General features: G+C 68.4%; 23 protein-coding genes. 12 read left to right on the top strand and 11 right to left on the bottom strand.

What is annotated here, in order from left to right:
• The first annotated feature begins 646 nt into the window (after positions 1–646).
• The 5 genes from CF165_RS46380 to CF165_RS46365 all read left to right on the top strand — a co-directional run bounded on the left by CF165_RS46380 (position 647) and on the right by CF165_RS46365 (position 6,582).
• Positions 647–910 carry a hypothetical protein gene (locus CF165_RS46380; protein ID WP_093953984.1) on the top strand — a complete coding sequence of 88 codons (264 nt, stop codon included), beginning with the start codon at positions 647–649 and terminating at the stop codon, positions 908–910.
• A 360-nt stretch (positions 911–1,270) separates the two neighbouring features.
• Positions 1,271–1,666: a transposase family protein gene (locus CF165_RS53950; protein WP_369126875.1), complete on the top strand. Its 396-nt coding sequence runs from the start codon at positions 1,271–1,273 to the stop codon at positions 1,664–1,666.
• Complete coding sequence (locus tag CF165_RS52285) at positions 1,587–2,063, top strand: transposase (protein WP_205661191.1); 477 nt, start codon at positions 1,587–1,589, stop codon at positions 2,061–2,063. The genes CF165_RS53950 and CF165_RS52285 overlap by 80 nt, the downstream gene beginning before the upstream one ends.
• A 48-nt stretch (positions 2,064–2,111) precedes the next feature.
• A complete protein-coding gene (locus CF165_RS53945; RefSeq protein ID WP_369126874.1) occupies positions 2,112–2,765 on the top strand; it encodes a transposase in 654 nt (217 codons plus the stop codon).
• 883 nt (positions 2,766–3,648) lie between these two features.
• The gene (locus tag CF165_RS46365; RefSeq protein ID WP_093953983.1) at positions 3,649–6,582 is read left to right on the top strand and encodes an AfsR/SARP family transcriptional regulator; all 2,934 of its coding nucleotides are present in this window, start codon (positions 3,649–3,651) and stop codon (positions 6,580–6,582) included.
• Positions 6,583–6,686: 104 nt separating this feature from the next.
• Here the strand turns inward: CF165_RS46365 and CF165_RS46360 are convergent, their stop codons facing one another.
• Entirely contained in the window at positions 6,687–6,929 is a 243-nt protein-coding gene (locus CF165_RS46360) for a helix-turn-helix domain-containing protein (protein WP_240522142.1), read from the bottom strand.
• Between the two features lie 63 nt (positions 6,930–6,992).
• On the opposite strand from CF165_RS46360, the gene CF165_RS46355 reads away from it, so the two are divergent.
• Positions 6,993–7,541: a hypothetical protein gene (locus CF165_RS46355; RefSeq protein ID WP_093953982.1), complete on the top strand. Its 549-nt coding sequence runs from the start codon at positions 6,993–6,995 to the stop codon at positions 7,539–7,541.
• 288 nt (positions 7,542–7,829) lie between these two features.
• Here the strand turns inward: CF165_RS46355 and CF165_RS46350 are convergent, their stop codons facing one another.
• Positions 7,830–8,603, bottom strand: coding sequence for a class I SAM-dependent methyltransferase (locus CF165_RS46350; protein WP_240522141.1), 774 nt, complete (start codon positions 8,601–8,603; stop codon positions 7,830–7,832).
• A 479-nt stretch (positions 8,604–9,082) separates the two neighbouring features.
• Between CF165_RS46350 and CF165_RS51535 the strand changes: the two genes are divergently transcribed.
• Positions 9,083–9,280 carry a hypothetical protein gene (locus tag CF165_RS51535; RefSeq protein ID WP_158226939.1) on the top strand — a complete coding sequence of 66 codons (198 nt, stop codon included), beginning with the start codon at positions 9,083–9,085 and terminating at the stop codon, positions 9,278–9,280.
• 98 nt (positions 9,281–9,378) lie between these two features.
• Here the strand turns inward: CF165_RS51535 and CF165_RS46340 are convergent, their stop codons facing one another.
• From CF165_RS46340 to CF165_RS51530, 4 genes are all read right to left on the bottom strand, one after another.
• Positions 9,379–10,047, bottom strand: coding sequence for a dihydrofolate reductase family protein (locus CF165_RS46340; RefSeq protein ID WP_093953981.1), 669 nt, complete (start codon positions 10,045–10,047; stop codon positions 9,379–9,381).
• Positions 10,044–10,520, bottom strand: a complete 477-nt coding sequence (locus CF165_RS46335) for an SRPBCC domain-containing protein (RefSeq protein ID WP_093953980.1) — start codon at positions 10,518–10,520, stop codon at positions 10,044–10,046. Before CF165_RS46335 ends, CF165_RS46340 begins: the two co-directional genes overlap by 4 nt.
• Positions 10,517–10,861, bottom strand: coding sequence for an ArsR/SmtB family transcription factor (locus CF165_RS46330; RefSeq protein ID WP_093953979.1), 345 nt, complete (start codon positions 10,859–10,861; stop codon positions 10,517–10,519). Before CF165_RS46330 ends, CF165_RS46335 begins: the two co-directional genes overlap by 4 nt.
• 129 nt (positions 10,862–10,990) lie before the next feature.
• Positions 10,991–11,710: a hypothetical protein gene (locus CF165_RS51530; protein ID WP_158226938.1), complete on the bottom strand. Its 720-nt coding sequence runs from the start codon at positions 11,708–11,710 to the stop codon at positions 10,991–10,993.
• On the opposite strand from CF165_RS51530, the gene CF165_RS46320 reads away from it, so the two are divergent.
• From CF165_RS46320 to CF165_RS53940, 3 genes are all read left to right on the top strand, one after another.
• Complete coding sequence (locus CF165_RS46320) at positions 11,699–12,157, top strand: CHAT domain-containing protein (protein WP_240522144.1); 459 nt, start codon at positions 11,699–11,701, stop codon at positions 12,155–12,157. The genes CF165_RS51530 and CF165_RS46320 overlap by 12 nt on opposite strands.
• A 30-nt stretch (positions 12,158–12,187) precedes the next feature.
• A complete protein-coding gene (locus CF165_RS46315) occupies positions 12,188–12,937 on the top strand; it encodes a hypothetical protein (RefSeq protein WP_093953976.1) in 750 nt (249 codons plus the stop codon).
• Positions 12,938–13,239: 302 nt separating this feature from the next.
• Positions 13,240–13,752, top strand: a complete 513-nt coding sequence (locus tag CF165_RS53940; protein WP_369126873.1) for an SAVMC3_10250 family protein — start codon at positions 13,240–13,242, stop codon at positions 13,750–13,752.
• Positions 13,753–14,003: 251 nt separating this feature from the next.
• Here CF165_RS53940 and CF165_RS46310 read toward each other — a convergent pair whose 3' ends face one another.
• From CF165_RS46310 to CF165_RS46300, 3 genes are all read right to left on the bottom strand, one after another.
• Entirely contained in the window at positions 14,004–14,318 is a 315-nt protein-coding gene (locus tag CF165_RS46310) for a hypothetical protein (RefSeq protein WP_093953975.1), read from the bottom strand.
• A 339-nt stretch (positions 14,319–14,657) separates the two neighbouring features.
• A complete protein-coding gene (gene fxlM, locus CF165_RS46305; protein WP_093953974.1) occupies positions 14,658–15,875 on the bottom strand; it encodes a methyltransferase, FxLD system in 1,218 nt (405 codons plus the stop codon).
• Positions 15,876–15,945: 70 nt separating this feature from the next.
• Positions 15,946–17,046 carry a lanthionine synthetase C family protein gene (locus CF165_RS46300; RefSeq protein ID WP_093953973.1) on the bottom strand — a complete coding sequence of 367 codons (1,101 nt, stop codon included), beginning with the start codon at positions 17,044–17,046 and terminating at the stop codon, positions 15,946–15,948.
• Positions 17,047–17,348: 302 nt separating this feature from the next.
• Here CF165_RS46300 and CF165_RS46295 point away from each other — a divergent pair, with 302 nt between their 5' ends.
• Positions 17,349–18,272, top strand: a complete 924-nt coding sequence (locus CF165_RS46295) for an ATP-binding cassette domain-containing protein (RefSeq protein ID WP_093953972.1) — start codon at positions 17,349–17,351, stop codon at positions 18,270–18,272.
• The gene (locus CF165_RS46290) at positions 18,269–19,051 is read left to right on the top strand and encodes an ABC transporter permease (protein ID WP_093953971.1); all 783 of its coding nucleotides are present in this window, start codon (positions 18,269–18,271) and stop codon (positions 19,049–19,051) included. The genes CF165_RS46295 and CF165_RS46290 overlap by 4 nt, the downstream gene beginning before the upstream one ends.
• A gap of 303 nt (positions 19,052–19,354) precedes the next feature.
• Here CF165_RS46290 and CF165_RS53250 read toward each other — a convergent pair whose 3' ends face one another.
• Positions 19,355–20,017, bottom strand: coding sequence for a hypothetical protein (locus tag CF165_RS53250; RefSeq protein ID WP_240522140.1), 663 nt, complete (start codon positions 20,015–20,017; stop codon positions 19,355–19,357).
• Positions 19,956–20,633 carry an RNA polymerase sigma factor gene (locus CF165_RS53245; protein ID WP_240522139.1) on the bottom strand — a complete coding sequence of 226 codons (678 nt, stop codon included), beginning with the start codon at positions 20,631–20,633 and terminating at the stop codon, positions 19,956–19,958. Before CF165_RS53245 ends, CF165_RS53250 begins: the two co-directional genes overlap by 62 nt.
• Positions 20,634–20,737: the final 104 nt, after the last annotated feature.

The raw sequence follows: 20,737 nt of genomic DNA, 5'->3' as shown, positions 1-20,737 counted from the left end.
GGTGGAGACGGTATTACGGCCAGGCTGGGTGGACGGCAGATCCAGCCGAACCGATCTACATAACGAACTCGACTCAATTCGGCGTCGCGTGTCCAAAATACGTCGGTGAAGCCAAGGGGACTCGAACCCCTGACCCCCTCACTGCCAGGCACCGTGCAGCCGGAGCCCCGCAGGACGACGGACGTCAGTCGCGTGGTCAGTCCCCGCGTTGAGCTGCGTGGCGAGACGCACGCTCTGCGGTATGAGAGTGGTGCGCCGAGAGGCGCTTCGTTGTATCCCCGGCTTCAGCCGGGATGGATTGGAGGGGTGTCCTTGGGTCTGATGGCTTAGGTTTGAGACTGATCTTGGGTGACATCGAACGGAGACAGGCGGCACCCGTAGCTTAGAGAAGATCAACATGTCACGCGAGGTCGACCCCTGCAGGTCTCACGATTTGTGTCGAAATCTCACCAGTCGTGTCGTGTGAATGTCGTCAACGACATTCACAGGAAGGCTTGCCGATTCCGCACGCCACCCGAGCGGGGAGGGGCTGACCTGGCACTAGGACGAATCTAGGACAGCCAAAGGATCCATGTCCATAACGTCTTCGCAGGGGGTCTGATGGGGCAAGCCCAACGGGCTGAACGCGAACCTTACGGAGGAAACTATGCGTCGAATCGGCGCGATGATCGCCGCTACCGCGCTGGCCGCAGTCGGCGTCGTCGGCATCTCGGGTACCGCGCACGCATCCGGCACGTGCTACGAGGACGGGACGTACTACTGCTACCAGACTGACTTTTCCTGGGGCAGTGCCAGGTTCGCCACCACCATCGGCGCCGACCACCACGAGTACGCATCGGCACAGGGAAGGTCCAGTGCCCAGGTTTTCGCCGCGTACGTGGACGTGTCAACCAACGGCGGTGCCACGTAGACAGGCTGGCAGGACACCGTCTACAACTACGGAAGCCCTATCACAGAATGGACCTATCCGGAATACGACGGTCCGGGCTACTGGGTGCGCGCGTGCATCAACGTCAACGGTGTCTCCGGTTGCACTCCCTGGCACTGAGACTCGAGCGACCCACACAAGATGATCACCGCCAGCGTGCTGGACGACCGGCAACAGTGGCTCGATCCGTGCCCACAATTCGGGCTCTTCGATCTTGGCCGGGTGTAGCCGCGTCGCCGGGCGGGTGAGATCCCAACAGAAGAGCCACGGGCATGGTCAACGATACGCCCCGTCTGCTGGGCCTATCCGGCCTGGCCGTCGTTCGGGTCGACGACGCAACACATGGCGGACCGGTGCACCCTTTCCACCGCTGACCAACGGGCCCGCGCCTGCCCTGGATGCGCGGTGGCAGCCACCCGGACGAAGGAGTGGGTGACCACACGACCCAGGGAGTCTCCTGTTGCCGGCCGACGGGTCGATCCGCGGTGGCGTAAACGCCGGTGGCACTGTGACCATCCCGGATGCGGCAGGAAGACCATCACCGAAGCCGTGGACGAGATCTCGGCGCGGGCTCTGCTGACCGACCGGCTGCGTCGGGCGGCCGGCGCCGCGGTCGCCAACGGCGGGTGCACGATCGTGCAGTCTGTCCTGGCCAGTGGTGTCGGCCGCGTTCACCGCACGCGCCGCGGCGGTGCTGCCGGAGCAGCCCGAGCCGGTGGCGGTGCTGGGGATCGATGAGATCCGCCGGGGACGTCCGCACTGGACGTGGAACGTGCAGCGCCAGTGTTGGGAGGTCACGGTGGATCGGTGGCATGTCGGGTTCGTCGACCTTGCCGGCGGTCAAGGCCTGCTCGGGCAGGTCGAGGGCTGTACCAGCACGATAGTCACGGACGGGATCAACCAGCGCGACGAGGATTGGCGACAGAGCGTCCGGTTCGTGGCGATCGACATGTGCACCATCTTCAAGTCCGCGATCCGTGCTGCCTTACCACGGGCCAGGCTGGTCGTGGACCACTTCCATCTGGTGCAGTTGGCCAACCAGGCCCTGACCGAGATCCGCCGCCGGGTGACCGTGCAGGTCCGGGGCAGGCATGGCCGCAAAGGCAACCGGGAGTGGAACTACGTAACCGACTGACTCGCTCCGCCGCCCGGATGCACGCCACACGCCTGGACCCCATGATCGATGACCTGGTGGCGCTGCCCACGGCGATCGGGACACCAATCCTGGCCGCCTGGAACGCCAAGGAAGACCTGCCGGACCTGCGCGCTCTGGCCCGCACCCCGCCCGGACCGGGCCGTGATCTGGACCCGGCTCTCGCGGTTCTACGAGCGCTGCGGCGCCTCCGGCCTGCCGGAACTGGAGCGCCTGGCCGGCACGGTGTCGGCCTGGTGGCCCGAAATCCTGACGTTCATCGACACTGGCATCACCAACGCGGGCTCCGAGGGCACCAACCGCGTCATCAAGACCGTCGCCTGTGACGCCTACAATTCCGGAACCCGGTCAGTCAACGACTCCGTACCCGCTGCGCAACCACCCGCAAAGGGCGAGGTTTCCTCAACCCGCATAACTTCGATGAGCCAGCATGAGGCAACGAGACCGTACTCAGTGCGGTGCGTAACCGATCGATGTCGACACGCCCGCGCGCGGGTGCGGCACAGCCGCTGCCATCCCCTCGGCGATGCTCGCCTGCCAGGGACAACTCTGCGATCGACCGCACCGGCCCATCAGCACACAACACCGCGTCGGCCGGCTCGAACACCGCGTCCGCCCGCCGGGCCAGGCATTGGTAGAACTCCTGCCGGAGCGCGGATAACTTCCCCGGCCGCACCGGCGTGATGCACACTGATCGACTGAAGCCCTTGGTTCGATCTTCACTCTGTCGCAGGAGGAATGATCGACTGTGGGCTTCACTCATAATCAGCAGGGTCCCCACCTAGCACCCCGAGGTTGAAACTCAAGCTAGTAGGCGACGGAGCAGGATCGAGAGTCGCCTGTCTTGGGCTGATCCACACAGACCGCCGTCTTCACTCCGGAATCCAGGTACCAGCCCGAGTCTGCGCCGCCATAAGCACGGAGGTAGGCCTGGTCGTGGTCGTAGAACTGCCGTTCGGCAGATACGTGCGCATCCAAACATCGCAGTCATGGTTCGTCGGGTTTGCGGAGGTGTAGCGCACCCAGTCGTGGCCGCTGGAGTAGGTGCTGCCGAGGAAAGCCAAGCAGCCTCTCGAGCCCGCAGTCCCCCGCAGCGTGTCGGCGTATGCGGCGGCTGGAGTGAGTGCGGAGAAGGCTGCGACTCCCGCGATAGCGGCGGCAGCCAGGACGATCTTTTTCATGCTGCCGGTTCCGACAGCGTAGGTGGAACCTATTGACCTCGATGGCTGAAGCAACCCAAGGGCCTGTGTGGGTTCGCTCCCGGAGTCAACGTCTGCGCCGTCGCACGGCCATCGCAGCAGGCGAGCTGCTGTCATGGCGATGGTCGGGGCCAGGATGACTCCGGAGCCAGTGGCCAGAACGGCGGGTGATCCCCGGCTGCTTCGCGATGTCAGCGGACATCGAGGCCGCAGTCGATCTGGAGCTTGTGTTTCGGTGTGATTCCTCTCTTCGTGAGCCCGCCACGGTCACACTGACGCTATGGACACGGGTCCTGCGGCCGTCCTAGATTCGTCCTAGTGCCAGGTCGGCTGGGGGTCGGCGCTGCTCGTGAAGTTCTGGGGGGAACATGAGATTCGGCGTGCTGGGGCCGTTACACGCCCAGATCGCCGGGCGGGAGGTCCGGTTCGACGGACCGCGGCAGGCCAAGATGCTGGCCGCGCTTCTGGTCGACGCCAACAACCTCGTGACCGTGGAACGGCTCGTCACCGTGATGTGGGACGGTGAAGCACCCGCCACCGCGGTCCGTCAGGTCCAGGACGCGCTCTCCGGGCTGCGCCGCAACCTCGCCGCGTGCGGAGCACCCGCCTCGTTGATCAGCACGCGGCGTCGCGGCTACCAGATCGACCTGGCCCCGGATCAGCTCGACCTGCTGGAGTTCGACCACGAGCGGCGCATCGCCGGACGGCACGAGACCCCGCTCGAGACAGCAGTCGCTCTGCGGCGGGCGCTGGCCTGCTGGCGCGGTGACGCCCTGGCCGACGTCTCCAGCCGGGTCCTGGAGCTCGACGCGGCGCGGCTGAACGAGAAGCGCGTGGCCACGCACAAGCAGTGTCTGGGCGTCGAACTCGACCTGGGACGTCATCGTGAGGTCATCGAGGAGTTGACCGCCCTGCTCCGTGAGCACCCCTACGACGAGCACGTCGCCGAACAGCTGATGGTCGCCCTCTACCGCTGCCGGCGGCAGGGCGACGCGCTGCAGGTGTACGAGCGGCTGCGCCGGAGGCTGGCCGGCGAACTGGGCGTCGACCCCACCCCGCCGGTTCAGGCGCTGCATCAGCGCATCCTGGCCGCCGATCCCGCCCTGGCGGCTCCGGTCCCGGCGAGCGGTTTCCATGACGCGCCGCCGGAAAGTCCTGGCGTGGCGGCCACCGGGCCGGCGATGGCGATGCCGGTGCGTCAGCTGCCGCTCGACGTTCCCGACTTCGTGGGGCGAGCCGACGCGCTGGCCGAGCTCGGCCGCCTGCTCGACGGGTCGGCGCCGAACCGGGCCCCGGTCGCCGTCATCGTGGGTGGTCCCGGTGTCGGCAAGTCGAGCCTGGTGATGCACGCGGCGCGGCGGGCAAGCGCCATCTTCCCCGACGGCCAGCTCTACCTCAACCTGGCCGCGACATCGGACGAGCCTCGGGACCCGGCGTTGATGCTGGCCGAGGCGCTACGGGCACTCTCGATCGCCGGCAGCGCGATCCCCAACGGCCTGTCCGAACGTGCCGCGCTCTACCGGTCGTTGCTGGCGGACCGCCGGATGCTGGTCGTGCTGGACGACGCCGGCCACGCGGACCAAGTGCTGCCGTTGCTGCCCGGGGCCGACGGCTGCGCCGTGTTGATCACCAGCCGCACACTGCTGACGCACCTGTCTGGCACCCGCCAAATCGACCTGGACGTGCTGAGCCCGGCCGAGGCGCGGGAGTTGTTCACCGGCATCGTCGGACGGCGGCGGGTCGAGCGGGAACCGGCGCAGGCCGACGCGATCCTTGATTGCTGCGGCAATCTGCCGCTGGCGATCAGGATCGCCGGCGCCAAGCTCACGGCCCGCCCTGCCTGGTCCCTGCGGGTGCTGCAGGAACGACTCGAGGACGAGTCCCGGCGGCTGGCCGAACTGAGGATCGGCGACCTCAGCGTGCGCGCCAGCGTCGAACTGAGCCTGCGGGTGCTGCCGGCCGACGCGGTCCGCGCGCTGGGCCTGCTGGGCCTGCTGGGCGCCTACACCCTGCCCGGCTGGGTGGTCGGCCCGCTGCTGGACCGCCCGGACGCCGAGGAGGTGCTCGACACCCTCGTGGACGCCAGCCTGGTGCGGCTGACCGCCACGGACGCCATCGGCCAGCCCCGCTACCGGCTGCACGACCTGATCAGGACCTGCGCCGTGGAGATCGCCGCCCGGCTGCCGGCGGCGGACCAGCGGGACGCGATCATCCGGGTGCTGTCGACATGGCTCGATCTGGCCGGACGCGGCACCGAGCGGCTACCGGGCGGGCTACTGGTCCCCGCGCCCGGTTCGGCACCGCGCCGATCGTTGCCCGGCGCGGTCGCGGACCGGCTGCTGGCCGACCCGGCGGGCTGGTTCGACGCGGAACGCGACAACTTGCTCGGCGCGGTGAAACTGGCCGTGGACCGGGGCCTGGACGAGTTGGCCTGGGAGCTGGCGGCCGGCGCGGTGACCTACTACGACCACCGATGCCTGTACCAGGACTGGCAGCACGGGCACCAGCTCGCGTTGGACGCGGCCGAGGCCGCAGGCAACACGCGCGGCGCGTCGGTGCTGCTGCGCGGTCTCGGCCAGCTGCACATCTACCAAGACGAGTTCGATCGGGCCACCCGGGCCCTGGAGTCCTCCCTTGGGCTGTGCCGGGACGGTGGGGACAAGCGCGGCGAGGCGTTGTCGCTGGCGATGCTGGGTACGGTCAGCCGGGTGCAGGACCGTGACGACGAAGCCCTCGAACGTGTCGAGCAGGCGCTTGCCATCGCGGTCGGTGAGGGCGACCGGCATATCGAAGCGCAGCTGTCCTGCTCCATGGCCGTGATGATGCTCATGCAGGGCAAGCTCGAGGAGGCGGAGTTCTGGTTCGCCAGGGCCTTGAGTCACGCCAGGGCGGTGGGCGACGGGCATCGCGTGGCCGTGGTGCTGCGACGGTTCAGCCGATTGCATGACCGGCGCGGTGATCCGGACGAGGCGCTGCGCTGCCTGTGGCAGGCGCTGGCCACCTTCGAGGAACTGGCCGACGACCGATGCGCCGCGTACACATTACTGGAACTCGGCCGCGTGTACGCCGGCCAGCACGACCTGCACCGGGCCGACCCGGCCCTGCAACGCGCGGCCGAAGTGTTCCACCGGCACGGCGACCGCCAGGACGAAGCCACCTGCTGGCAGCTGATCGGCGACCTCGACGCCACCGCCGGCCTTCACGACCTCGCCCACCAGCACCACCAACGCGCGCTACGGCTGTGGCAGACCATAGGCGACACGAACCAGGCAAAGACTGCCGCACGACCATCATCGCCCTGACCGGCGGGGTGCCGAGCGGTCGGACGAGGTCCGGTTTCGGGGCTCTGGTTCACCTGCCCTCGACCGGCCTGGAGCAGCCCTTCCGGACCTTCGACGGCCACTGCTCACCGGGGTGCCGGCCGGAAGGTCTTCCGGTACGCACCCGGGGTGACCCCCACGGTCTGGGTGAACTGGGCGCGGAAGTTGCTCGGCGACGGGAACCCGACCTGCGCGGCGATGCGGTCGACGGTGTGGTCGGTGATCTCGAGGAGCTCCTGCGCGTGCCGGACGCGCACGCCGGTAAGCCACTGGATCGGGCTCTGCCCGGTTTCGGAGTGGAAGTGCCGGGCGAGGGTGCGGCTGCTCATGCCGGCCGCGGCACCGCGGCGCGTGGCCCAGTCCACGCCGCGAAGCAGGAGATCACCGAAACGGTGAAATTCCTGGTGTGGCTCCATGAGACCTACCAGCGCACGGCCGCCACCTGCACACAGCAAGACGTCGACGAGTGGCTGGCCACCGGACCGACCACGCGCAGCGCGATCAGGACGTTCTTCGTGCTCGCGAAGTCCCGCCTCAACATCCAGGTCACCATTCAGCATCGGGCGGCGAAGACGAGTCCTTCATTGAGCCAGGACCAGCGGCTCGCCTGGATCCACGAACTCCTCACTGGCAACAGTGAGTCACTCCCATACCGCGTGGCCGGCATGCTCTTGCTGCTCTACGCCCAGCCGCTCGTCAAGGTCGTCACCTTCCCGACCAGCATCGTCGACGGCAGCGAGACAGGCATGAGCATCAAGCTCGGGGGGCACCCGACTGACGTTCCCGAACCGTTCGCGTCGCTCATCAGGGAGCATCTCGCCACGCGTCCCAATCACGTACCGGCGCCGGAACCGACAGCCCTTGGATGTTCCCGAGCACCCTCGCCGGCCGCCACCTGCATGCGAACACCGTCATGGACCGGCTCCGGGACCTCGGCATGAACCTCCTCGGCGCCCGCAACCGAGCCATCGGCGAACTCGTCCTCGAGTGCCCTCCGTCGCTGGTTGCCGACGCCCTCGGGTACAGCCACCAAGTCGCGTTCCTCCATCCTGAGAAGGCCGCAGAACCCTGGGCGCGCTACGCGGGCCCCCTGTCCGCTCGCCGTAATGCTCGCAGCAGAACTCCTTCGTCCGAGGCGTTGCGTTGACCGCCCGAACCCGCACCGATGAGAGGGAGCAAGCGTCCTGCGAGCAACCGCGCGGCCGGCCCCGGGGCTGAGAGCCCGGTGTCTACACCTTGCTCGCGACCACCATGTAGTTCTCGGCCTCAAGATCGAACGTGCTCACTTCCGTCCGGAGTCCGACCCGGTGCAGCTCGACTTCGAGTTCCTCGTACCGGTAGGGCCAGCAGGACAGCAGTTCTGAGCGGACAAGAACCAACCCAGTCGCATCAACTTGCGCGATCGCAATCTCGATGTGGTGCTCCTCCTCCCAATGCGGCGCAATCTCCCAGCGGTAGACCACGACGGCATCACGACCGTTCCGGCGGACGAGTCGGTCACTGATGTCGAGTCGGGAACCTCTGGCCCTCACGAGTTCCCACGTGCGGGAAGTGAGCACCAAGCGCCCGCCACGGCGCAGAAGCCGTGACATCGACTCCAGAGCAGCAACCCTGCCTCTCGCGCCCACGGCATGGTGCAGCGAGTTGCCAACGCTGAACACCATGTCGAACGTGTCGTCCTCGAAATGGTCGGGCAACTCTTCCCAGTTCGCCCGCACGGCCCGGACGGATGTCCCGAACTCCTCAGACAACTCTGCAGTCCGACGAACCATCGCTTCGCTGGCGTCAGTTGCGACAACCTGCATGCCACGACCGGCGAGGCCAACCGCCAACTGTCCGGTTCCGCACGAACAGTCGAGGACGTGAGCGTTCGACGGCAGGAGGCTGAGAACGTCATCGAACGACGCAGCGAACTCGGCTGGAGGCAACTTTGCATCTGAGATGAGCCATTCGTACACCTCGGCAAGCACGTCATAATCCGTCACAACCACTACCTCCGTCACGCGGCAGACTCGCGGTGGGACGTCAGTCCGTCAGACGAGTACGCCCAGTGTGTCCCGCTGTCCGCCGAACAGAGCCAGCTCGAGGACAAGGACTCACGCAGTGCCGAGCAAGTAGTCCTGTCCCGCACACCGTGTACTCAGTGTTCTTCTCTTGATGCACAGGGTAGTCAAAAGATGGGCGCCGCCCCGGTGATCGCGGCCTTGGCGATCCAGCGGTGGGTCGCCCGGCAGGCCGGCACCGGGTCACGGAGGACGTCCGGCACTGGTGGTCGGTCCAGAACCCCGGGCCCGCCGCCGAGGCGATGCAGCGCTTCTGGAAGACACCCGGCTGAGCGGGCCGCCCGGTGACTGGTGAGGCTCCAGTGGGTGTCACCCAAGACGGTGCCATAGGCCGCGGATCCGTTCCGCCACACCGGTTCCGGGGCACCCCCCGACGGCACGAGCACAACGGAAACCGGCTCTAGGACAGGAGTATCGCCATGCGACGCATCACTGCCACGATCGGTGCCTTGGTGTTGACGACCGGAGTCCTCCTCGGGGCGACCGGAACAGCTTCCGCCCAGACGGAATCCACCCCGAAGGTCAGGTGCGTGGGCAGCTCGCTCGCGATGTGGGCCACCACGGCCCTCTGCGTCGTCGACCGTAACTTCCCCGTTCTCATCACCCCGGGCGCCTGACCCTCAGCCCCGGCCGGCGCCCGTCGAGCGGCTCGGGAAGACGTCCAGCGCGGCCAGGGCGTCGTCGTCGAACACGATGCCGGAGGCGGCGACGCTGGCTACGGCTTCCAGGTGCGCCGCGCTCGCGGCGCCCGATGTGTCTGCTGGATAGCTGCTACGCCTTCGTAGTCGCTGATGATCGCGGCGCCGGTGACTTCATACTCGAGGAGCAGCAGACCCCGTGGCGTGGCCTCGTGTCCGGCGAGTCGCAGGCCGGTCGCCGCGGCGGGGTGGGTGAGCAGGCGGCGGCCTGACCCGAGGACGGTGGGCGCCACGACGAGCCGAAGCGTATCGACGAGCCCCATCGACAGCAGTGCGCTGCCGAGCCGGGCGCTGCCGTGAATCTGCAATTCCCGTCCCGGCCGCGTTTTCAGCCCGCGGACCGTCTGTGCGGGATCGCCGCGGAGCACCGTGGTCGGGGGCCAGTTCCCCGTCTCGATGGTGTTCGACACGACGTACTTCGGCAGGGAGTTCATCCGCTCGGTGAATGGGTCGTCCGGGTCGGTGATCGCTGGCCAGTCGCGTGCGAATGCCGAATACGTCCGACGGCCGAGTAGCAGACCGTCGGCTCGGTCGAGCCATTCCGACATCCGAAGGACGAACGTGTCGTCCATGTGCGGCACGAGCCAGCCGCCCCCGGTGAAACCATCGCTCGTGTCCTCGGTGGACGAGCCTGGCCCCTGGCTCACCCCGTCGAGGGTGAGGAATTCCATGACGGCGATCTTCATCGTCCGGTGCGGCTTTCGACCAGCCGGGTCAGTTGGGAAGTGGTGGTGCCCCAGCCCTCGGTGAAGCCCAACTCCGCATGCCGAGTGCATGCGGCGGGATCGCCGTGGCGCACGATGATCCGGTAGTCGGTGCCATCTGGGTGGTCCTGCAGAACGACTTCGGCGGTCATCGAGATCGGCCCCGGGCTCGCGGGACGCCATCCGCTGTCGATCGCGTTGGTGAACACGATCCGCTCGTATTCCTCCACCACGAGAAAACACGCGTCCAGATGCGGGACGAACCTATCGCCGTCGTCACTCCTCAGCGTGACGAACGCGCCGCCAGACCGGACGTCGAGGCGCTCGACGCGGCAGCGGGCCGGGGCGGGCACCCACCACCGTGCGAGGTTGGCTGGATCAGTCCACGCGTCCCATACCTGCTTGCGGGGCGCGCGAATGACCCGGTCGATGCCGAGATCGAGGTCGGGGTTCACTGCTTCTCCTTCTCGTGAGCGGTGATGGTGACGAACTGTTCCAGACGATCAGTGCGGTCTGCCCAGATGCTTCGTTGCTCCGCAAGCCAGTCCTCCACGAGCACGAACCGTTCCCGGTTGAGCTCGCAGGTGCGCACTCGGCCGGATTTCGCCGTGCGAATCAGGCCGTTCGACTCAAGCACCCGCAGGTGTTTCATGAACGACGGCAACGTCATGGGGGCTTCCGTGGCGAGGTCTCCGACGCTCGCCGGTCCGCGACCGAGCCGCCGCAGGACCGCGCGCCTCGTCGGGTCGGCGAGCGCAACGAACACACCGTCGAGCACGACCGAATACTGAGCCATACGGCTAAGTATTGTCCTCCACAACACTTAGCGCAAGAGCTAAGTGTTGTGGACGGTGCCGCGATCACGCACCATGATGATTCGGTGACGCTTTGCGAATGTCCCGAGGTGAGAGACGCAGTATCGCCGTCACTGGTGGCGGAGTGGGTTCACTCGATCGGGTGCGGCAATGGGCGTGGTGGGCCGTGCTGCTTCGGGGGTGGTGAGCAGCGCAACGATGGTGACCGACTCGTCCCTGACATCCGCGGGCAGCAACCGACCGACACCCGAGAACATGCGGGAACGCTGCTCCCCGGAGGTCACATCCCTGCGCGCCCTCGACGCTTCACTGCTTCCACGACGGTCGGCGGCAGGGTTGCCGAAGACGGCGCTGAGGACGGCGGCGACGCCGAGGATGACGGCGACGGGGACGCCGACGATGAGGGCGACGACCAAGGCGACGGCGAGGGCGACGCCTTGGCCGTCGCCGAAGCCGATAGCGCCGTTGGCGGCGGCGTGCCGACGGGGCGCCGACACCGATGACGCCGACGAGGACGGCCACGATGACGACGCGTCTCGATCGGTCTTGGCCTCGGCGGCGGAGTCCGCCTCGTCGAGCGGGTCGAACTCCGAGTGCTCACCCCGAGTGCGGTTCGGATGGGCGCGCCGCGACCAGCGCCGAACCCCGCCGCACACCCGGTGGTCGTCTCCTGCTCGAACCCCGACGGAGCACTCAGGAAGGCTCCGCCGGTTCCGGCGGACACCGTCCTCGACGGCAATGCTGACAGGCAGGTCACCCTGGCCCGGTTCGAAGCCGCAATCCGAGCCACCCGCCGCGATGAGGACGCCACGTTGTTCGTGCGAAGCCACCTCGGCAGCAGCTCCGGTGCCCCGTACATCGCGGACCGCGGGATCCTCTTCTCGGACGGCGTGTTCGGTGCACGAGACCTCGCCATGACGGCACCCAGTGGCAAGCCAAGAACGGCGCTGCCACCCCGCACCGTGCTGGCCCTCTGCTCAGGAGCAGGTGCGGGAGACTCGTCTGGTCTCGCACTCGGACTAGCGGCGGCCTGCCGGCTGGCCGGCTCGGCGGAAGTGGTCACCTCCGTGTTCGACGTGCCCGACACGTCATGGGGGTGCGACTTCGATCGCCGGCTCGCCGAAGCCGTGAGCCGCCCCGAACCGGTGGCGTCCGCCCTCAGGCGGCTGCAGCTCGAGTGCTTGCACGAATGGCGGCGGGCCGACGTGGACGACTCCACAGAGTGGGACCAACTGCCACATCCGCTGATCTGGGCTTCGTTCGTTGTCGTCTACTAGGAACTGCCCGGCAGTAACGCAGGAGAGCTCGTGAAGCATCTACACGACGACTACACCCGCGAGATCCACACCGCACTGGGATACTTCGCCGCCTGGCCACCGGGTGCAGCGATCACGCTGGGCGATGTCGGCCTGGTATCCGGTCGTCGCTTCCGGCGCAAAACATCCCTGACCGAACTCGGCGTGGACTTCGCGGTCAGCTCCCCGACTCCTATAGGCGACCTCGAGTACGCGACCAAAGGTTCGGTCGACGTCTCGTCCACCGCTGGCGGCGAAGTCCCCGGCACTGCCGCCGCCAAGGTGCTGCTCAACTTCTCCGCCAGTGGCGCAACCTTCTTCCAGGCCAGCGGCTGCGCCACCCAAACGATCGTGAACCTGCCCGCGCTGGGGCGCGTGCTCACTCGGAAGCACGAGTGGAACCGGCGGTACGTGGTGATTACCGAGGTGGTCCGCAGTGGCCCGATCGTGGTACTCGTCTCGAGCGAACGCGGCGCAACGGCCGAATTGCACGCGTCGGCCACGCCCACGGAGTCGCCGCTGCTCGGGGCAGCCCGGACCGGTCTCGACTTCACCGTGCGGAAAGGGTTCGCCGCGCATTTGGCGAGCGACAGCGGAGCCAGCCCGCTGTTCCAGGCGATGTCTCTGCGCAAGCGCCCAAACCGCGGCGGCACGATGGAGTACCGCAACGAAGTGCCACCCGAAGATCAGGACACGCGAGACATGCCGACCGGGTTCGTCCTGCGGCGGCTGACATGGGACGAATTCGCCGCTGAAGCTTGACCCCGTTCGCCACACCCAGAGGCAGCGCTACCCGTGACGTCTTGCGTTCTACGCTTGTGGGGTCTACGACCACCGGTCAGAATGACGTACATGCGTGAGCTTGTGTACCTGTCGAGTCGTAAGCTTCAAGCCTTCAGGCCCGACGGGGCGAAAACCGGCTTCTTTCGACGCCTTCGCGAAACGGAGCTCAAGGCTCCAGGAGGAGCAGGGGCCAAGATTTCACTATCCGAAGATATTGTGAACAAACATCCAGAACTAGCCAAGGTGCTTCACCATATCGAAACATCGTCCAGAGCCGCGCGATGGTACGAAGACGGCGAACTCGAGCGGGCGATTGGGTATTCTTCGAGGCTTGCCTCAATTATACAATATCGACATTTCTTGACGATGATTCTCCGGAACGAAGCGGACTTGACATGCTTCTTTTCTGGGACATACCAGTAAGTGAGGGCAGGTCCAATCGCCTACTCTTGCATGGTTCACCCGAGCATCTCCTGGGGTACGATTCGATAGATCCACCTGCACAAGGCGCCTGGCTGATAGGTGGAAGGTCCAGCGCCCTCGGCTTTCGGAGTTTTATCGAACAATCGCAGCGAAATCAGGTCGATAGCCAGAAGCTAGAACCATACATTATGCGTCTAGCGCGGCTGCTGGAACGAATGGACGACCGAGTCCCAGTCGAATTCGCGACATGGATGACAGGCTACGCTCGAGTGACTGCGAATTTTCAGAGCGAAGCAAGTGTTCGACCCGGCCAGGTACTACTCGCGAGTCCTCTGTATATCGAGCTTGCGGGTAGTCCCGGGCTGCCTTAGGCGGTTATTGGCCGAGCCGAGCAGGCGTTCCCGAGAGATCTGAATAGGCAAACGTGGTTTATCGCAACGATCCAGGTGCCGGACGGTTCACCGAAGCGCGACCGTCGCACTCATCAGAGCGCCTACACCACAGCACTCGGGTGGCGAGATCGTCAGCGTCGCGCCGCGGTGCTCGACCCGCCCGCTGTCAGCCGACTGGGCCAGGTAGGCGCGAAGCATGGCCTCGGCGACCTCTGGGCGGGCACGCGTGGTCACCTCGACGCCGAACTCGTCCGATCCCCACTGGCCCTCGAGTCTGGGGTGTCCGCGCGCATCCGCGTCAGCGCACCGGCGTTCGCCAGCTGCGCGCCGACCACCAACTCGGCGCGCTGGTTCAGCAGGACGTTGATCGCCTGCTCTTGGCGCACCACGCGTCGCAGCTGCTGAGACTTCCGCGAGCCTCTGTCGATCAAGCAGCCCGTCCGGAATGCGGTCCGCTTGCCGGCCAGGCCGGCCAGGCCGGCCACGCCGCTGGCCTCCAGATCGGTGATCAGCGCTGCCAAGTCGTTGCGGAGGAATTCCCTCATCCACGGTTCGTGAAGCACATGCCCACTCGGGCCTGTCCAGCTCACTGGAACGTCCACAACCGCCACCCTTCATCGACCCGCGCCCGGGAGCGCCGACCGCTCGACCACCTGCCTGGCTGCTGTCGACTGAACCGTCATGTCGAGCGCTCCTGGTCACCGCCGGTGGGGTGGCGCGAAGCGCGAGGATTCAGGGGTGACTCCGGCAAGCCATCGGGGCAAAGCCTTGGCCTCGTCCGGTTTTGCGGTCAAGGAGTCAACGTGACCAGCGCCGGGTTCCCGGCGCTGGTCACGGTGACTTCATTGCGTGTCGCGCCCTGACGGCGACACGGAAGCCGAGCCCTACACCGCTGGCGTGGACACCACGAGGCGGCTGTGGCGCTTGTCGATGACGTGCGCGGTACCGAGCTTTTCGTCAGGGGTGCTGGCTGGGTAGGCGGTGATGACCGGGTCGGTCGTCCGCGCGTCGCCCCAGGCCCGGATCTGGTCGGCCAGCCGCTCGGCCAACTCGGCACCGGCGGGGCCGTGGCCGATGGCGCCCAGTTCCGAGCGACGCTGTGCGTCGTCTTCGAGACGGCGGAAGGTGAAGTAGGCCAGCGAGTCGTCCTCGGCCAGCGCGGGACTGCGGGACGGGATGGCGGGGGTGGCCAGCCCGGCGTCGATGGCGGCCCGGTCGGCGGCGATGCGGCAGGTACCCGGCTCGGCGCCGGTCATGCGCAACCAGACACCGTCGAACGGCTCGGTGCTGCCGACGGTCACCCCGGACCACACTGACGTCTTCGGCCGGGTGAGCACGCCGCTCAACGCATCAAGCGTGATGTCCTGGTCGCCGTCCCAGTACAGGGTGACCAAGCCGTCGACGTCGAGATGTCCGGACAGTTCGCTGTCCTGGCCGATCATCGGCACGAACCCGCACAGCTGTACCGAGTCGGACCGCAGTCGGTCGCCGTCGCGGACGAACGCGACGCTGCGCGTTTGGCCCCGCCACCTCAGCGGCACCACCAGCCGGCCGCCGGGCGCGAGCTGGTTCCACCACGCGGGCGGGAGGTCGAACGCGCCGACGGTGAGGATGATCCGGTCGTAGGGGGCGTGTTCGGCCGCGCCGAGCGACCCGTCCCGGGTGATCACCTGTACCTGCGGGTATCCGTTCTCGTCCAACGCTTCCCGGGCTCCGGCAGTCACCTCGGCGTCGATGTCGACGGTAGTCACGTGTCCGGTCGGGCCGGTCAGCCGGGCCAGCAGGGCGGCGTTGTAGCCGGTTCCGGCGCCGATCTCCAGGACCCGGTCGCCGGGCTGGACGTCGAGCTGGTCGAGTTGCATGGCCACGACGGTGGGCACCGACGCGCAGCTGAGCGCGGAGCCATCGCCGGCGCGTTTGGTGATCACGGCGATGTCGGCGTAGGCGTCTTCGACGGTGGCGGCGGGGACGAAGCGATGGCGCGGAACCTCACGCAGTACCCGTTCCACGGCGCTGCGGCGGGCATGTCCGGCGTGCTTGATGTGCTCGACCATGGACGCGCGCAGCGCCTCGGGCGGGGTGTCGGTGGCGGTGTTGTTCATCGTGTCCTTCCAGGCGGGCGGGCGGATGGTATCCGGTGGGGCCAGCGGTGTTCAGTGGGTTCGGCGGGTGTCAGCCCTCCAGCAGCAGGCAGGCATCCCATCGGGTGATGGGCGCGGTGTTCGTGGTTTGGGCCAGCTGCACGAGCCGCGTTCCGGCGCGGCCTTCCAGCAGTCCTGAATCGGCTGGCGGCCCGTATCGGTGCAGGTAGTCGCGCAGGCGGGCGTCCAAGCCGGGCAGCGCCTGGAGCAGGCCGCTGTCCTCCGTGGCGTCGGCGGCGACCCGGCGTGCGGTGTGCACGAGCCCGGCCCAGCCGTGGCAAACCGATGCGTCCCGCAGCAGAGCGAGCTGGCCTTCGTCGCGGACGCATCCGGCGAGGGCGTCTTCGGCGGTCCGCTGTCGCCGGGCATCGGCAAGGGCCAGCGCGGCGAGCTGCTGGGCACGGGCCAGGCCGGGGGTGCCGTAGCACCAGGACGGCCGCTGCGGGCCGGACTGGTGGACCGTCGTGGAGCGCTGTTCCCCGCGGGAGATGAGGCCGGGCCACCACACGCCGGTGCCGGCGTCGCAACGCCAGCGGTGCAGCCAGGTTGTGATCCGTTCGATCGCGTCGGCCTGGCCGGCCACGGTGATGCCGCGCCTCATCGCGGTCGCCAGCAGCGCCAGCGGCCCGCTGATGCCGTGCGCGAGCCCCAGGTTTCCGTGCCCGCCGCGCCACCGGGACGCGGTCTGGCCGCGCGGACCGGTGCGGCACCACCAGCCCGGCAGCAGGTCCCCGTCGTGGCGGATCGGTTTGGTCAGCCGTATGAGGTAGGTCAGCACCTGCTCCAGCAGGTCGCTGCGGCCGTGGCGGTGCAGGAGCCCGGTGCCGATCCCGGTCAGGCCGCTGATCAGGTCGAATTCCCGCACTAGCGGCAGCTCGGCGCGGTCGATGCGCTCGTGCGCGCGGGCCAGCCGATGCCGGGTGAGGGTGGCGATGTGCCGGTCGAGGATGCTCTGCGGCGCGGCATAGCCGTCATGCCCGGCCGCGTGCAGGGTGAAGGCGACGGCGGGAACTCCGCGGAAGAGCGCGGCCGCGTCGGGCTTGGCTGTCACCGGGCCACGGGCCATCGCGGCGACCCACTGGCGGGCGCTGTCCCACGACCCGATGCCGCTTCGGGCACCCGGCCATGGCATGCCAGCGCGCCTCCGGCGGCCCGTCCCCTCCGCCGCTGACCAAGGGTGCGGCCCAGAAGGCCGCGACGACGAAGGCGGCCGCGCAGTCGAGCACGGTCCAATGCCCCCGCCGCCACCGCACGAACAGCGGTGGGCGGGCATCGATGGTCATCGCCCGACCGTAGCCAGGCCCCGGATCCCCGCGCATCGGTCAACCGGCCTATGCCGCCAGGCATACACCGCGCGACCCACGCCCCGGCGGCGATGACCGCACCCACCCCGGCCGGGCACGGTGAACCGGCAGCACGACCAAGGAGGACCTGATGATCGAAGCCGACGAGCTGACCAAGACCTACGGCAGGCGGAAAGCCGTGGACCGCCTGACCTTCCGCATCCATCCCGGCCGCGTGACCGGATTCCTCGGGCCCAACGGCGCCGGCAAGTCGACCACTATCCGGCTGATCCTCGGCCTTGACCAGCCGAGCGGCGGCCGGGTCCGGATCGACGGCCGGCCGTACCGGGCGCTCGAGCGACCGCTGCGGCAGATCGGCGCTCTGCTCGACGCCACCGCCGTACACGGTGGCCGCCGCGCGCGTGATCACCTCCGCTGGCTCGCCCAGACCAACGACATCTCCGCCGGCCGCGTCACCGAAGTCCTGCGGATCACCGGGCTCGCCGACGCTGCCCACCGGCGGGTCGGCGGTTTCTCCCTCGGTATGAAACAGCGGCTCGGCATCGCCGCGGCGCTGCTCGGCGACCCCGGCATCCTGATCTTCGACGAACCCGTCAACGGGCTGGACCCCGACGGGGTGCACTGGATCCGCGGCCTGCTCCGGTCGCTGGCCGGCGAAGGCCGCACCGTGCTGATCTCCAGCCACCTGATCAGCGAACTGCAGCTGACCGCCGACCACGTCCTGATCCTCGGCCGCGGACGGCTGCTGTCGGACTCGTCCATGGCGGATCTGGTGCACCACGCGGGGGGCGGCGACGTGCTGGTCCGCACCGCGGCGGAGACGCCACTCGCGGCGTTGTTCACCGCGCGCGGCGCGAGCGTGACCACCGAGCCGCGTCACGGCCTCGCCGTCGCCGGGCTCACCCCCGGGGACGTCGCCGCGATCGCCGCCGCACACAGCATCCCCTTGCTCGAACTGACCCCGCGCCCGCCGTCGCTCGAGGACGTCTTCCGCCGGATCACCGACCCCGGCCTGCAGTACCGCAGCGGGCCCCACCGAGAGGACGCCCGATGAGCCCGTTCCCGCCCGTCCGCGGCCTGCTGGCCGCCGAGTGGACGAAGCTCCGCTCACTGCGCTCAACACCGCTCATCCTGGCCGTCGCAGCGGCCGCAACGCTCTCCCTCGCCGTGTTCCAAGCACGCTCCGCCGTCCAGTCCTGGGACACTTGGGGGCCACGGGCGCGCACGGAGTTCGACCCCGTGTTCGGCACCTTCACCGGCTTCCAACTGGCCCAATTCGCCTTCGGGCTGCTCGGCGTCCTCGCCGTCACCGCGGAGTACGGCACGGGCACGATCCGCGCCACCTTCGCCGCCGCCCCACGACGCGGCCGGGTCGTGGCCGCCAAGCTGCTCGTCATCGGCGGGATCGCGTCCGCGGCCGGGGAACTGCTCGCCTTCCTCACCTTCTTCACCGGGCAGGCCGCCCTCGCCGGCAAGCACCTCGACGTCGGCCTCGGCGACCCGAACGTCCTGCGCGCCGTGCTCGGCCAAGGCTTCTACGTCGGCACCGTCGCCCTGCTCGGCGCCGCGATCGGCATGATCGTCCGGCACACCGCGGGCGCGACCGCCGTCGTGGTCGGGCTCCTGTTCCTCAGCGTCATCGTCTTGAAGGGAATTTCCAACTCCCCCGCACTCACCCGCTGGGCACCCGGCGTCGCCGGAGAGGGCCTGACCTGGACCACTTTCCACGACCCCGAATGGCCGTCGGCCGGCTTCGCCACACTGGTCTGCCTGACCTACCTCGCCGTCACGATCACCGCCGCAGCCGTGTGCGTCACCCGCCGCGACGTCTGACCGCCGACCACACCGGCTGAGCGGCTGCGAAGTCGTTCACGGCCAGTCTCGTTTCGTTGAAGGCGAGATACAACCCGGCGGACAGCACCAGGATCACTAGGGTCGAGGTCCGGAACCCGGCGACGGACTGGAATCCGCGGTAGGGCACGTTCTGACCCTAGAACGCGGTGACCGCGGTGGGATGGTGCTGATCGCCGCCCAGCTGGTCACCTAGTTCATGATCGTGTTGAGCCGGGTTCCCTGCAGGTGAGCTGAGTTTCGCGAACGCGTGCGCAGAGAATCCGGCCCAGCTGAGGGACCGCGTCATTTCTTGGGTTCCTTGGTCTTCTCCGGCTTCGAGGACTTCGTCTTATCTGCCTTTTTCTCCTCTTTCGCCGCCTGCTTCGACTCTTTCGCGGCTTGCTTCGACTCTTTCGCCGCCTGCTTGGCCTGTTTGTCTTTCGTAGCCGTCCCGCCGTCCCCGGTCGCTTCGGACTGCTCGCCGGCGGCCGTCTTCTCCGACGGCGGGGCGGCCGGCACCGAGGTAAGCCGGTCGGCGGGACCGGAAGGCTGCCCGTGGTCATCGCCGGACGCCGCGCGCGTCGCGGGACGCGTTCTCACCTGCTGGGTGCTCGACCCGTCGGCACCGGTCGCCGGGGGCGGTAGCGCTGTGTCGGACGTGCCCGCGCCGATGGTCACCGTCGTGACCAGCGCCGCGCTCGCCGCGGCCACCTTCGCCGCCGTCGCCCACGACAGGGCGGACGCACCCGTGCCGGCGGCGATACCGGAGGAGGCGACGGTTCCGCCGGTGGTCAGCCAGTGCGCCACGACCGGGACGCCCAGGATGAGCGGGGAGACGGTGGCGGGCAGCTCCGCGTTGAGCTCCTTGAGCCCGTCGGCCAGCTTCCTGCAGTCCGCGCAGCGGTCAAGGTGGGTCGTGATCCGGTGCGACTTGTGGTCCCCGAGCCCGTCGCGCCCACCGGGCAAGCTGGCCGGAGACGTTCTGGCAGTTGCGCCGCCGGGAGGCGGGAATGTGCTGGTCGAGGTAGGCCTGCCGCAGGCCTTCGCGGGCGCGGTAGGCCAGCGCGGCGACCCCGTTCGGCGTCATCCCGAGGTCCAGCGCGATCCGGGCCGGCGACTCGCCCTCGATCTCGGGCCGCCACAGCACAGTCCGCCACCGCCCGGGCTGGCTCGCGAACGCGTCCGCGGCGACCGTGGCGTGCAGCCGGCTGCCGACCGGCTCGTCACTGCCCCCGCCCGGCAGGACGTCCGGCACCTCGGCGACCAGTGAGACGGCCGAGTCGCGCCGGCGCCAGCTGATCTTCGTGTTCCGGATGGTCGTCAGCAGGTAGGGCCGGAAATCCTCGTCCGGCCCCTCCCCGGAGCGCAGAATCCGCAGTACGCGGGTGAACCCTTCGGCGATGAGGTCTTCCCGCTCGGCCGGGTCCGCCGCGATCGCGGCGGCCACCCGGCGGGCCGCGACCAGGTGCCGGCCGTACAGCTCGCCGAAGGCCGCGATGTCGCCGCCGCGCACCGCGTGGATCAAGACCGCATCGCTCGGGACGTCCGCCGTCCCGGCCACCGACGGCGTCACCTCGGTCACCACACCCCCTCGCCCGTGCGCTTGCACGTGCAGAACGTCCCGCGATAGTCATCCACCCGGGCGCGCGGCGCAAGGTTTCGGTACCGAAACCCCGCCCCACGCGC

This window comes from Amycolatopsis vastitatis (assembly GCF_002234595.1).
In the GTDB taxonomy this organism is placed as follows: Bacteria; Actinomycetota; Actinomycetes; order Mycobacteriales; family Pseudonocardiaceae; genus Amycolatopsis; species Amycolatopsis vastitatis.
Note: the sequence above shows the minus strand (reverse complement) of the source record. Positions and strands in the feature narration are given on the sequence as shown.

Excerpts from the sequence above, each read along its gene's own strand:
- CF165_RS46340 (WP_093953981.1), bottom strand. The coding sequence starts at position 10,047 with ATGAAGATCGCCGTCATGGAATTCCTCACCCTCGACGGGGTGAGCCAG.
- fxlM (WP_093953974.1), bottom strand. The coding sequence starts at position 15,875 with ATGAACAACACCGCCACCGACACCCCGCCCGAGGCGCTGCGCGCGTCC.
- CF165_RS53945 (WP_369126874.1), top strand. The coding sequence starts at position 2,112 with ATGACCTGGTGGCGCTGCCCACGGCGATCGGGACACCAATCCTGGCCG.
- CF165_RS46365 (WP_093953983.1), top strand. The coding sequence starts at position 3,649 with ATGAGATTCGGCGTGCTGGGGCCGTTACACGCCCAGATCGCCGGGCGG.
- CF165_RS53950 (WP_369126875.1), top strand. The coding sequence starts at position 1,271 with ATGGCGGACCGGTGCACCCTTTCCACCGCTGACCAACGGGCCCGCGCC.
- CF165_RS46300 (WP_093953973.1), bottom strand. The coding sequence starts at position 17,046 with ATGCCATGGCCGGGTGCCCGAAGCGGCATCGGGTCGTGGGACAGCGCC.
- CF165_RS46290 (WP_093953971.1), top strand. The coding sequence starts at position 18,269 with ATGAGCCCGTTCCCGCCCGTCCGCGGCCTGCTGGCCGCCGAGTGGACG.
- CF165_RS51535 (WP_158226939.1), top strand. The coding sequence starts at position 9,083 with ATGCGACGCATCACTGCCACGATCGGTGCCTTGGTGTTGACGACCGGA.
- CF165_RS46360 (WP_240522142.1), bottom strand. The coding sequence starts at position 6,929 with ATGAGCAGCCGCACCCTCGCCCGGCACTTCCACTCCGAAACCGGGCAG.
- CF165_RS46330 (WP_093953979.1), bottom strand. The coding sequence starts at position 10,861 with ATGGCTCAGTATTCGGTCGTGCTCGACGGTGTGTTCGTTGCGCTCGCC.
- CF165_RS46310 (WP_093953975.1), bottom strand. The coding sequence starts at position 14,318 with ATGAGGGAATTCCTCCGCAACGACTTGGCAGCGCTGATCACCGATCTG.
- CF165_RS53940 (WP_369126873.1), top strand. The coding sequence starts at position 13,240 with ATGGTACGAAGACGGCGAACTCGAGCGGGCGATTGGGTATTCTTCGAG.
- CF165_RS46380 (WP_093953984.1), top strand. The coding sequence starts at position 647 with ATGCGTCGAATCGGCGCGATGATCGCCGCTACCGCGCTGGCCGCAGTC.
- CF165_RS46295 (WP_093953972.1), top strand. The coding sequence starts at position 17,349 with ATGATCGAAGCCGACGAGCTGACCAAGACCTACGGCAGGCGGAAAGCC.